This is a genomic window from Arenibacter hampyeongensis, assembly GCF_002909255.1.
GTDB classification, from domain to species: Bacteria; Bacteroidota; Bacteroidia; order Flavobacteriales; family Flavobacteriaceae; genus Arenibacter; species Arenibacter hampyeongensis.
On the sequence record NZ_PIOB01000005.1, the window covers coordinates 271852 to 284917 of the forward strand.

Below are 13066 nucleotides of genomic sequence, written 5' to 3' on the forward strand. Positions count from 1 at the left end.
CAAAGATGGCCAGGTTTGCCATTCCAAAACATGACAAATGTCAGTTTTTTCCCAAGATATAACCTTTAAATTTGTCACATCAGGTAATTATAATTATATGGGCAGATGTGAAAATTGTATAATTCGCCAATTCAACTCCTTACGTGCGATGAACAAGGAGGAGTTAAAGAGGGTTTCAGATACTAAAACTACCAAATTTTTAAAAAAAGGGGAAATCATCTTTGGGGAAGGAGATAAGCTCAATGGTGTATATTGTGTAAGGGACGGGGTTTCCAAGTTATCCAAATTAAGCCCCAATGGTAAAGATCAAATAGTAAAATTGGCAACTAAAGGTGCCGTTTTGGGTCAGCGTTCCGTAATTACCGAAGAAGTGGCCAATTTAAGTGCAATTGCAGTAAATGATATGGAGGTTTGTTTTGTTCCGAAGGACGCTATTTTGGATACCTTAAACAGCAATCCCAATTTTGCGGTAGAAGTTCTAAGACATATAGCCCACGATTTAAAGGAGGCAGATGATGTTATAGTCAATATGTCCCAAAAAACCGTGAAGCAACGGATAGCGGAAGCTTTTATTTATTTGGAGGAAAATTTTGGTGAGGATCAAAATGGCTATTTGGCCCTAACATTATCCAGGGAAGATATAGCCAATGTAGTTGGGACGGCCACAGAATCTGCAATCCGTATTATTTCTGAATTCAAAAAATTAGGATTGATAAAAGCATCTGGAAAAAAAGTGGCCATAGCCAATAGACAGGGACTTAATGATGTTGCAAAAGGGTCCTGATCCAATTAAACATATTTCTCAATGTTGTCATGATCGTCTTCTGCTTAACTAGAACCATCAAATATTCCAAGAAGAAACAATTGGATCAATCCCAAAAGTTGTGTGTAAATTAGAAATGATAGGATGAACTATCCTGGAGTTTGTGTTTTGTTCATTTTTTACATCGCCAAAAAAACGACCAGGGCCGAATAGCCAAGGTACGGTGTACCCTGGTTAGGAGGAGCCAGCTGTAGCCATGGCTAGGCTGATTTTAAATTTCTATAAATCCACGCACTTTCCACGGCCGCACCGTCTAGGCCGCTTTCACTTGGGTGAACATGGGCTAATGGACGCCTGCCTGCCTGAAGGTAGGGCTTCCATCTCCCAATGTGGAAACCACTTGAGTAAAATGAAAGAATAATTTAATAATTGGTCTTACTGCATTATTCCCACCAATTAAAGCTATTGATCAAAAACACGACCAATCAAATTAATCTTAATTTTCTATTAACCCAACTATAAACAATGATCTCAGTTCAGAGGTGTGAAAAAGGTTGAGTTCTTCCTTTATAGATTAAACACAATATTTGCATAAACACAACAATTGTTCTTGACCCGAACAATTTTCATTTTTATTATTTCTTTTTTATGCAGTAATTCCGCAGTAAGCCACTATTTAGCTCGGTTATATCTGCTTATTTTAACTATTCACTTTCATCATCAAAAGCTGATAAATGTCATAGTACAGGTTTTTAACTTCCTATAATTTTACGCTGTAGTTTTTGCCTCCTAATAGGCATTTATAAAATTTAGACCAGTTTGAAAAAGATATTATTACCTACAGATTTTTCCCCGAATGCTTGGAATGCAACCAAATATGCCATTTCACTTTATAAGCATCAGGAGTGCGAGTTCTATATTTTAAATACTTATACGCCCACCATTGCCCATAGTAGGTTTATGGCGACAGGGGCCGTTGGGAAAGCTTGTGAGGACGTGGTAAAGTCCAATTCGGAAAAAGGGTTGGAGCAGTTAATGGAGCAGATCCAGAAAAAGTATCACAATCCCAAACATAGATTTGTAACTATTTCCTCCTTTAGTCTCTTGGTAGATGAAATAAAGAATATCATAGAAACCCATCAAATAGATTTAGTGGTTACTGGAACCAAGGGCGCATCCGGATTGGAGGAGGTATTCATGGGAAGCAATACGGTAAGAATAATAAAATCGATAAAGAACTGCCCAGTTTTAGCCATTCCACAACATTTTAAATTTAGAACTCCTTCGGAAATCGCTTTCGCAACGGATTTTAACCGTTTTTATACTACTTCCGAACTTAGGCCTTTGTTGGAAATGGCAAAGTCCTTTAAGGCGGCCATTAGGATTGTACATGTACAATACGAGATTAAATCCCTTACAGAAGTACAGCAATTTAATTTAAATATGTTAAGGAAGTATTTAGGTGATGTAGAACATTATGTTCATACGATTTCAGAATTGAATTCCATTTCCCAGACTTTGGAAGTTTTTGCAAATGAATTGGACATTCATTTATTGGCAATGCTCAATTATCAGCACAGCTATATGGAGAAAATGACCCGAGAACCTGTAATTAAACGTTTGGCCTTTCACACCCAAATACCATTATTGGTAATACCGGAATTGGGGATGGGAACGCCCCCTAACAGTAAAAAAGGTAGGGAAGTGTCAACCTCTAACTAATTTCATGCTTTATCGGATGATCCCCATAAAAGTCCTCAAATGTCCTGTCCGTGGTATAGTTGTCCGTAAGCACCTTAAAAACCATGTATACAAGCATTATCTGCCCTAAAACAGTAATGTAAAAAATCCAATTAAAGGGAAAGTTCATTGCGGCCATGATGGTCAGGGAAATTAAAACCATCGTTGTGGCGGCCACCCAGAACATAGCTGTATTTCTCATCTTTTTATTACAAGTTATTTATAATCAAGAAGATTTGATGTTAAATGACTGCTAAATGTGGTGGGTAATTACTGATATTTTACGGATGAAAAAAGGTGTTCTTGGTTATGGCCGCGCATCATTGTTTTTGTAATTTGGATAATGAGGTATAAAATATAAGCTTTTGTTGATATGAAATATATTTTTGATATTTTAGTGAATTATAGATGAAATGAAGGTTTTGGAGAACAGACGGACTTATATTGGGCAGCCTAAAATACTTGTGGCAACAGATTGTATTGTTTTTGGTTTTGACGAGGGCATATTGAAGCTTTTGGTTTTTAGGAGAAGAATTGACCCTTTTAAGGGGGAATGGTCCTTGATAGGCAGTTTTGTGGATGAGGAGGAGAGTGTTTCCGAGGCTGCGAGGCGTGTGCTACTTCAGTTTACAGGCTTGGAAAATATTTTTTTGGAGGAGCTAAGGGTGTACAGTGATGTTGACAGGGATTCAGGTGCAAGATGTATTTCCATTGCCCAATACGCCCTCATAAGAATTAACGATTATGATAGGGAGCAGGTAGAATTGCATGGCGCCAAATGGTTTGCTTTGGAAGATATTCCGGATTTGGTCCTTGACCACAATATCATGATAACCGATGCCTTGGAGCGCCTAAAGCAGAAAACCACACGCAAACCTATTGGATTTGAACTCCTGCCGGAAAAATTCACCATTCCGCAGCTTCAGTCATTGTATGAGGCCATTTATCAGACCAAATTGGATGATCGCAATTTTAGGAAGAAATTATTGTCCTTCAATTTGCTGATAAAATTGGATGAAAAGGATAAATCCACCTCAAAAAAGGGAGCTTTTTTATATAGGTTCAATTATGAAAAATACCAGAAGTTGGAAGAATCAGGATTTAATTTTGTACTCTGACCAATTAAAATTAGGGCATGAACTGATTGTCCAAATAAGATCTTCCAAACAGTGAAAATCTAAAAACCTTTATTATCTTTGTGGAGTTGTGTTGTGTCTCAATGTAAATTGAGGCAAGGTTGTATTTGTCGAACCGTCCGGATGCAAATTTGGACCGGCAAGAACCGATGAAAGGCTTTCCATATTGGGAGGCTTTTTTTGTTTGCACCACCTTGGAGATGGCGCTTTTTTTTTGGTTCATTTTTCCCCATGGATTCCCTGGGGCAACAATATTTTTGGAACCATTTATATTTCACTTCTTTTGCCCATCGTTCATCTGCTCCTTAATTAAAACGGATAATTTTAGATACTCCTTATTTTATCGTATTTTTAGTAAGGTATCATTAATAAAGATAGAGTTATGCCCTTGTATCATAAATTAGGTAAAATTCCACCCAAAAGACATACCATTTTTAAGAAAAAGGACGGCAGTCTACATTATGAACAATTGTTCGGAACCATTGGCTTTGACGGTATGTCATCTCTTATGTACCATCTGCAAAGGCCTACCATGGTAAAGGAAGTGGTGAAGTCCTTTGACGTTTCCCCAAAAGCTATGGTATCCCATAATATAAAGTCTAGATTGTTAAAAGGTTTTGAAGTGAAGCCTGTTAACGATTATTTGGAAAGTAGAACAGTGATGCTGTTCAATTCCGATGTTCATGTCTCGCTTGCAGCACCCAAAAGATCCATGACGGATTATTTTTATAAAAATGCGGATGCAGATGAATTGTTGTTTATTCACAAGGGCAATGGAGTTTTGAAAACCATGTTGGGGGAAATTAAGTTCGAGTACGGGGATTATCTTATTATTCCCCGGGGAATGATATACCAGATTAGCTTTGATAGTGAGGAGAATAGGTTGTTGATTGCCGAATCATATCATCCTATTTACACGCCAAAAAGATACAGGAACTGGTTTGGACAGCATCTGGAACATTCTCCATTTTGTGAGCGGGATTTTAAACTGCCTCAGAATTTACAAACCCATGATGAGTTGGGCGATTTTGTGATCAAAGTAAAAAAACAGGGACAATTGCACCATTTGGTATATGCCTCCCACCCTTTTGACGTGATTGGTTGGGATGGGTACAATTATCCTTATGGCTTTTCCATACATAATTTTGAGCCCATCACAGGACGCGTGCACCAACCACCGCCAGTGCATCAGACTTTTGAAACCTCTGCCTTTGTGGTCTGTTCCTTCGTGCCGCGCTTGTACGACTATCACCCCCATTCCATACCGGCTCCATATAATCATTCCAATATAGATTCCGACGAGGTATTGTATTATGTGGATGGCGATTTCATGAGCCGTAAGAATATAGATAAGGGATATATTTCATTACATCCGGCTGGCATTCCCCACGGGCCACATCCAGGGACCTATGAAGCCAGTATTGGGAAATCCAAAACGGAGGAGTTGGCGGTAATGATAGATACGTTTAGGCCTTTGCAATTAACCAAGGCAGCTATGGATATTGACGATGGCAAATACTACCAATCATGGCTGGAATAATACCTATTAATCATTGAAATTAAATAAATTTTTAAAAATTCGGATGTTATTGGTAGTTGTGGATTACAAAATGAATTAAGGAAGCAGCCAATTTTGCCGTTTGTTGGTCAATGTCATAATTAGGATTCATTTCGGCAATATCCAGACTTATCAACTTTTTTGAATCAATTATTATTTTCAAGCATTCCAAAACCAATTCTGGGGAGAAACCCATTGGAGAAGCTGCACTTACACCTGGTGCGAAGGCCGAAGAAAACCCATCCATATCAATAGTTGTATAGATGTGGTCTACATCTGCCATAAAATCCTCTATTTCCTTCTTTATTTTATCGAAATATAAAAGATTGAACTGCTTTTTTTCTAAATAGGAGACCCCCAATTTCTTTGCTGTTTCAAATAAAATTTTGCTATTGGCATCCTCACGAATCCCCAGACACATATATTTGAATTCGGAATTGTCCAACTTACATTCTTGGGCAATTTGATAAAAGGGAGTTCCTGAATTGCCATTGGTTTCGTTTTGACGAAGATCAAAATGGGCATCAAAATTGATGATGCCAATGGTTTTTCCCTCGCCTTCCGTTGCAAGATATTTTTTTATTCCGTTGTAATGGCCAAAGGCAATATCATGTCCTCCTCCAATAAGAATTGGAAAAGTATTTTGCATCAATAATTGTGTCACGGTACGGGCCAAAACCGTTTGTGTTTTTTTTAAATCCCCGTCTTTGCAGTCAACGGTTCCTATATCAATTAATAAAGTGCCTTCAGACAGGTGATTGGGCAGCTTGGCAAGTTGCTTTCTGATCGAGTCTGGGCCCAACGCGGCACCAATTCGCCCTTCGTTCCTTTTAACCCCCTCATCGCAGGCGTATCCCAAAATTGCCCATGGCGGTGTATTATAAGTGGGAAATTTATCCGAATTAAGATCTACGAATACCACTTTTTCATGCAGGTATAGTTGGTGTCCGGTCTTGCGGCCTGTCCAGAGCAAAGGGTCGGTTTTGGAATAGGTGTGCATTCTAGTTCAATTTTATAGGTTGATGGCCCAATTAACCGATATATCTATCATAGGTCGATATCGCAAAAAAAAATAAAGCAATTGAATGGTGTGAAAACTCCTATATCAATATTAATGTTTTTCCAATTGATGCGAGCAAGTGTTGTCAAGTATTTTTTATGATACTTGGCACTTTTTTACTTCGCTTTTGGCGCATTTATAATGTCATATTGGATAGCTTGAAGTATAAGTTGGAATCCTAATATAATGGATAGGGTAACGATCATAATGGTACCTGTTGGGGCAAAAGTATTTATGTTGGCGTAATATATCCATTCTGAAATACCAAAAATAAGACCGAACATAAAAAGTGGGAATCCAAATAACAGATATACGGATCCAATATTAAAATCGTACAAAAAGTATTCTTTTACAATACGTTTTGTAAAAGTGCTGGTAAGCCTTGCTCCGAAGACAAAAGGCATTTTCCAAATTTTCATATTGGATTTTTCCTCCCCGTAAATGGCCGGCATCGGGATATCCTTTATGGCTGCTTTTTCAAAGTAGAATTGAGATAAAAGAGAGGTTTCAAAATAATATCGGTTGGCAAGTTTGCTGAAATCCAACTTTTTCAAAACATCGGTTTTGATGGCCAAAAATCCGTTGGTGGGATCAAAGTTGTGCCAATAACCCGTGGCTGATTTAATAAGGAATGATAGGCCTAAATTGCCAATTCTGCGTACAATGGGCATGGCTCTTAAGGCTTTTAGGTCCCTAAATCTATTGCCTTTGGAAACATCGCACTTATTGGCAATTAAAGGGTCCAGTAAATTGGGTATATAGCTAAGGTCCATCTGATCATCTGCATCTACCTTGATTATTATTTCTGCGCCAATTTCTATGGCCTCTTCAAAACCTCTTTTGGTAGCACCGCCTACCCCTAAGTTTATGGTATTTTCCAAAAAATATATGGTTGCCTTGGAAGGTACAAGTTTCTCCAAATCTTCCTTGGGTAATGGGGTAGGACTTTTATCGTCCACAATTATGACGTCCTGTATGTATTCCGGTAATTTTGATGTAACTAGTAAAATTTCATTGGAGGCATTGTAATAAGGAATTACAACTGCGATTCTATTTGAGCTATATTTCTGCATTTCCATGGCTGCCGTGTTAATTAGGATTCCCTGTTCGTAATAATTTTCCCTTTTATTATTTTATTTCCCTGCCTGTTTTTTGGCGAAACTTAAATTTCCCTTCGCCAACTTAGAGTCCGCATCTAATTTTAGTGCTTCATTGCATGCGTCTATTGCTTTTTGGTACTGGTATAGTTCGTTGTAGGCGGAACAAATGTTGTTATAGGCAATGGCGTTGGCTGCTATTGCGATTGATTTCCGCGCAGCCGCTATGCAGGTCTGATATTTTTCTTTCTTGTAGTATTCAAGACTAAGATTGATATAATAATTTGATACTTCCTTATCAGATAAATTGGCGGTGGCATTGGCGGTACTCTTCTTATTATCCATGGCATTTTTCAAATTGTTTTTCGCCAATTGATAGGAGGGATTTAACTCCAATGCCTTTTGGTAAGCCTCAATGGCCTGGTCATAATTCAGTAAATAATAATGGCCTATGCCTATATTGTTGTAGGCATCAGGGTATTCCGGTTTTAACTCCAATGCTTTACCGGCTGCTCTTATACAATCTTCGTAGTTGCTTTCGTTGAAATATTGCAAACTCAAATTTAAATATTTCTCTGGGCTTGGAGCATTGGCCACCTCTTCTTCCAGGGCCGTAAGAATGGATTTTGTGTTTAAGCCAATGTCCAAGTATTTTTTGGCTGTGTTATCCTCTGGCCATTTTGCCAAAACTTCATTGCTAAAGTTTTTCATTTTTTCCCAATCCATAAGCTTATGAAAAGATTTTAGGATATAGTCATGTGTGTCAAGATAATTGGGAGTAATGTTATTTACCTCAGAAAAATAATCTATTGCCTTTTTAAATTGGTCATTTTGAAATAAATACCGCCCATAGAAGTATTTGGTTTTATGATTTGAATCACTTAATGATAAGGCCTTATTAAAGTTTTTGTCTGCATTTTCCTTTTCGCCTATGGCATTTTTTAATATTCCCAGATTGGTATAAATGCTGGAATAATTAGGGGCATATTCCAAGGCTTTGTTGAAAGATATTTCGGCATTGGCATAATCTGCATCTGCCATGAGGGCAAGTCCGTAATTCATATGGCCACGGCCATTTTCAGGGCTTTTTATGGTAACATCTTTCCAAAGACTACGCTCGTCTTTCCATACTTTATTTCGCTGGTGAATACCATAGGCATTGGCGGCCAAGAAAAGGATGATGAACAGGGCCACTGAATACTGGCCAATAGGTGTGCCCAATATTTTCGGAAAATGGGTTTCAAGTATATATTTACTCCCGAAAACAAAGGCTATTGTTAGGCCCATATAGGGTATAAAACTTCGGTGGTCGTTTAATACTTCCGCAAAAGGAAGAACGGAAGAAGATGGTAGTAACGAGATGAAAAACCACAATATGCCAAATGAAAATAATTTGGTTTCCTTTTTATTGGATGCCCATAGGGCCAAGTAAGCCAAAAGAGCTATACATACTATCCCTATAATGGGCCTATAGTCCAAAATGGACTCAAAGGCCTTCCAATCACTGTCGGCGGAAAGGTTATATGGAATAAAATAGGTCAAAATATAGTGGCACATGACCAATGGTTGGGTAATCAAATAATTGTACCTATCAGGTCCACCAGTGGCAAAGGTGTCCGGTAACATACTGAAATAGAACAGTAAAAATGCCACGGTAAGTATAAAGGAAGGAAATACCTTGACAAAGGAGCGGATACATTTTTTAAACTCGGTTGCCCTATAGAAGTGCAAGAGGTCTACATCTTCCTCAAAAACCAAAAAATAAAGAAATAATAACGGCGAAAAAACCAAAGCCATTTCCTTGGAAAAGAAGCCAATAAATGGAAAAATGAGATAGAGATGCCATTTTCTCCATATTCCACCGCTTAAAAATGCCACAAATCCTAACAAAACATAAAATCCGGCAATAATTTCCGATCGCTGGATGATATAGTTTACCGTTTCCGCATTGGCACATAGCAAACCAAAGGCTGAGGCGACCAGTAGTCCCCAAAACTGGTTGAAATTGGAAAATTCCAGCCGATCCAATAGTTTTTTTATAAAAAGACAGAGCGCGGCACAGGTGAGTATGAAGAATATAAAAATATGTATATGGAATGCCAAAGGGTCCAAACCATTTCCCAGTTTAAAATCTATGGCGTTTTCAAGGGTGGTGTATGGCCGGTAGGTCTGATTGCTAGGGAGTGAACTAAAGGTGGTGGTATCCGTGAAAAATGCTTTTACGTCTACCTCTTTAATAGCATTGTTGTCTTCTATGGTATGGCTGTCGTCAAAATGAAAGCCATTTAAGAAATGATTGGAGTATGCCAGTACCAGCGCAAACAATAAAAGTGTACTTAACAAAATAAAGACCGGATCCTTAAAAGAGTTGAAGTTGTTGCTGTTAAAACCGGTAATCTTGTTTATAGCCTTAGTAAACTTTGGTATTGCTGCCATCATCTAGTTTGGTAATTTTTTTCTTGGTTCCGGCGGTGAAAGATCACAAACTTCCTAGCCGCTCCCTAATATTTAATAACAACCTAAATTAACCTCGGACCAATTCATATTTACTTTGTTTCCGTGGCGGAATTCTATTCCATTAATTTTCTTTACGATACTTTTTTAAAAACAAAACATCGGGTATCAGGGAATATTTGTAAAAATGGAAATAGAAAAAATATGCCAATTTTAGTTGCCAATCCCATTAGATACCCTTGCTTATTATCCTGTTCTATTCTATCTGATATTTCTGATAAATTGATTGTTTTCAATGGAAAGGACTCTAACTGTTCAAAATTGTTGTCCTTGGCCAGCGAAAACAAGGTACTTTTTGTAAAATAGCTCAAGTGAGGACTGTGAAAATTAAATTGCCACATTCTCTCCAAAATAGATTTTATGCCAAATCGATAGGCTATTTTTGAAATGAAATAAATTATTCCGTTTTGTTGAGGTAAATTAATGATCAACAGCCCATCGGATTTGAGCAAGTCATAATTAGCTTTCATTATTCCCTGTAAATCGGGTAAATGTTCCAAAACATCATTATAGGCGATAAAATCGTACCGTGGCTGTTCCGAAAGATCTTGGGGGAAAAAACCATTCTTCACTTGTAGATTTTCCTTTTGGTAGTGATCATTAAATCGGGTTTCAGGTTCAATTCCCTCACAGCTAATATCATGATCCCTACATACTTCCAGAAACCATCCATAACCCGGACCTACCTCCAAACCATGGACTTTGGTTTTGCCTTGCTTTTTGATGGAATTGATGATATGCTGAAAATTTTCCTTACGTAAGTTGATAAGTGCCTTCTCCCTAGTTTCCTCGTTTAAATCGGAAATTAAAGTTTCATTGAAGGTTGCATCGGGACAAAATTGAAAACCACAATTTGAACATTGATGTACATTAAATTTTAGTCGGTATTGTAATTTGGTTTTGGGACTGTTACAAATTGGACAGGGAATCATTACTCTTGTTATGGTTTTATTATTGATTATTTGTTCCAACAAAAGGAGAAACAATCTCTAATGAAATACAGCATAAGGACTGTTTCGTCCATAAAAATATATTTTTCCAAGTAAAATATAAAATTTCGGAAAGATTTTTGCTTTAATTGTTGTGACCAGATTCGTTGCCACGCTGGTGTAGCATGCACAATCCAAATATGCCATGGTCAAATGCCCTAAAGTGTAATTGATCAAGAGAACAAATTTTCCAACAATTCATCTTTCACCAAATTGGGCAAGGTTACCTTTAATTCGGGAGTACGTGCCATTTCCCGTTTTATGGCAAAAAGTGCTTCTCTGTTTCTTGCCCAACCTCTTCTGGATATACCGTTGTTAACATCGTAAAAGAGCATACTTTTTAAACGCCTGTAGGCATCTTCGGAACCGTCCAAAACTAATCCAAAACCTCCATTGATGACCTCGCCCCAACCTACTCCACCACCGTTGTGGATAGATACCCAAGTGGCACCTCTAAAACTATCCCCAATTACATTTTGGATTGCCATATCTGCCGTAAATCTGCTTCCGTCATAGATATTGCTGGTCTCCCTAAAGGGGGAATCTGTACCGCCCACGTCATGGTGATCCCTTCCCAAAACAATAGGTGAGGTTATTTCGCCCGACTTGATGGCTTTGTTGAAGGCTTCGGCAATTTTGGTCCGTCCTTCTGCATCCGCGTATAGTATACGGGCTTGTGAGCCAACCACCAAATTATTGGATCCCGCTTCACGTATCCATTTTATGTTGTCCTGCATTTGCTGTCGAATCTCTGGAGGAGCCGAAATCAGCATTTTTTCCATTGTACGCAACGCAATATGATCTGATTTTTGTAAGTCTATGGGGTCCCCGGAGGTACAAACCCATCTAAAGGGTCCGAATCCATAATCAAAACACATGGGGCCTAGGATGTCTTGGACATAGGAGGAATATCTAAAATCCTTGCCATTACTTGCCATAATATCCGCACCCGCTCTGGATGCCTCCAATAAAAAAGCATTGCCATAATCAAAAAAATAAGTGCCTTTGGCCGTGTGTTTGTTAATTGCCGCCACTTGTCTTTTTAATGAGCCTTGTACCTTTTTTTTAAATTCTTCGGGTTTTACCCGCATAAGAAGATTGGATTCTTCAAAAGTAAGTCCTACAGGATAATAGCCCCCGGACCACGGATTATGAAGGGAGGTCTGGTCTGATCCAAGATGGATAAATATGTTTTCCTGATCAAACTTTTCCCATACTTCTACAATGTTGCCGATATAGGCCAAGGAAACCGTTTCATTCCGTTCTATGGCCTGTTTTGCTCTTTTTGTTAATTGGTCCAGACCTTCCAAGAGTTCGTTTACCCAACCTTGTTGGTATCTTTTTTCTGCGGCCGCTTTATTTATTTCGGCGCAAATGGTAATACAACCGGCAATATTTCCGGCTTTGGGTTGGGCCCCGCTCATACCGCCCAATCCAGAAGTGAGGAATACTTTGCCTTTGGCAGATTCGTCATTTTTCAGGACTTTCCTAAAGGCGTTCAAAACGGTTATAGCAGTACCATGGACTATTCCTTGGGGACCAATATACATGTAAGAACCTGCGGTCATTTGCCCGTATTGGGTAACGCCTAGGGCATTATATTTCTCCAAGTCTTCTTGTTTGGAGTAGTTGGGAACCATCATTCCATTGGTGACCACTACTCGTGGTGCATCTTTGGATGAAGGGAAAAGACCCATGGGATGCCCAGAGTAAATATGCAAGGTTTGTTCGGCAGTCATTGTTGCCAAATACTGCATCGTAATTAGATACTGCGCCCAATTCTGAAAAACTGCCCCATTGCCACCATAGGTTATGAGCTCATCGGGATGTTGTGCTACTTTGGGATCCAAATTGTTTTGGATCATTAGCATAATACTGGCCGCCTGTGCGGTATTTGCCGGATATGCGTCTATGGGTCGCGCGTGCAGTGGGTAATTTGGTTTAAAGCGGTACATGTATATTCTTCCCAGTGTATTCAATTCCTCTGCAAATTCCTTACCTAAGGTTTCGTGCCAATCTGCAGGGAAATATCGCAAAGCATTCCTGATGGCCAGTTTTTTTTCTTCCATGGAAAGGATGTCCCTTCGTTTGGGAGCCCTATTTGTATTCTCTGTGTAGGTTTTTTTTACTGGTAATTCTTTTGGAATACCTTGTAATATATGAGCTTTGAAATTCTCGGTCGTCATCGTTCCATTCATTTGTTAAGAGT

Annotated in this window: 10 protein-coding genes; 4 read left to right on the forward strand and 6 right to left on the reverse strand. The window is 38.6% G+C overall.

Annotated elements, in window-relative coordinates; genetic code table 11:
- The first annotated feature begins 148 nt into the window (after window positions 1-148).
- Window positions 149-784: a Crp/Fnr family transcriptional regulator gene (locus tag CWD91_RS14270; protein WP_103441631.1), complete on the forward strand. Its 636-nt coding sequence runs from the start codon at window positions 149-151 to the stop codon at window positions 782-784.
- Between the two features lie 798 nt (window positions 785-1582).
- On the forward strand, window positions 1583-2485 hold the full coding sequence (locus CWD91_RS14275; protein ID WP_103441632.1) for a universal stress protein: 903 nt from the start codon (window positions 1583-1585) through the stop codon (window positions 2483-2485).
- Here CWD91_RS14275 and CWD91_RS14280 read toward each other — a convergent pair.
- Window positions 2478-2705: a hypothetical protein gene (locus CWD91_RS14280; RefSeq protein WP_103441633.1), complete on the reverse strand. Its 228-nt coding sequence runs from the start codon at window positions 2703-2705 to the stop codon at window positions 2478-2480. The two genes, CWD91_RS14275 and CWD91_RS14280, sit on opposite strands and share 8 nt — an antisense overlap.
- A gap of 211 nt (window positions 2706-2916) precedes the next feature.
- Between CWD91_RS14280 and CWD91_RS14285 the strand changes: the two genes are divergently transcribed.
- On the forward strand, window positions 2917-3621 hold the full coding sequence (locus CWD91_RS14285) for an NUDIX hydrolase (protein ID WP_103441634.1): 705 nt from the start codon (window positions 2917-2919) through the stop codon (window positions 3619-3621).
- A 400-nt stretch (window positions 3622-4021) separates the two neighbouring features.
- Window positions 4022-5179, forward strand: coding sequence for a homogentisate 1,2-dioxygenase (locus tag CWD91_RS14295; protein WP_103441636.1), 1158 nt, complete (start codon window positions 4022-4024; stop codon window positions 5177-5179).
- Between the two features lie 46 nt (window positions 5180-5225).
- Here CWD91_RS14295 and hutG read toward each other — a convergent pair whose 3' ends face one another.
- From hutG to CWD91_RS14320, 5 genes are all read right to left on the reverse strand, one after another.
- Window positions 5226-6197 (reverse strand): formimidoylglutamase, encoded by a 972-nt coding sequence (gene hutG / locus CWD91_RS14300; RefSeq protein ID WP_103441637.1) that lies wholly within the window; start codon window positions 6195-6197, stop codon window positions 5226-5228.
- 176 nt (window positions 6198-6373) lie between these two features.
- Complete coding sequence (locus CWD91_RS14305) at window positions 6374-7336, reverse strand: glycosyltransferase family 2 protein (protein ID WP_103441638.1); 963 nt, start codon at window positions 7334-7336, stop codon at window positions 6374-6376.
- Window positions 7337-7390: 54 nt separating this feature from the next.
- Window positions 7391-9793: a tetratricopeptide repeat protein gene (locus CWD91_RS14310; RefSeq protein WP_103441639.1), complete on the reverse strand. Its 2403-nt coding sequence runs from the start codon at window positions 9791-9793 to the stop codon at window positions 7391-7393.
- Window positions 9794-9942: 149 nt separating this feature from the next.
- Window positions 9943-10800, reverse strand: a complete 858-nt coding sequence (locus CWD91_RS14315) for a class I SAM-dependent methyltransferase (protein ID WP_157943796.1) — start codon at window positions 10798-10800, stop codon at window positions 9943-9945.
- A 230-nt stretch (window positions 10801-11030) separates the two neighbouring features.
- On the reverse strand, window positions 11031-13055 hold the full coding sequence (locus CWD91_RS14320) for a urocanate hydratase (RefSeq protein WP_103441641.1): 2025 nt from the start codon (window positions 13053-13055) through the stop codon (window positions 11031-11033).
- Window positions 13056-13066 lie beyond the last annotated feature (11 nt).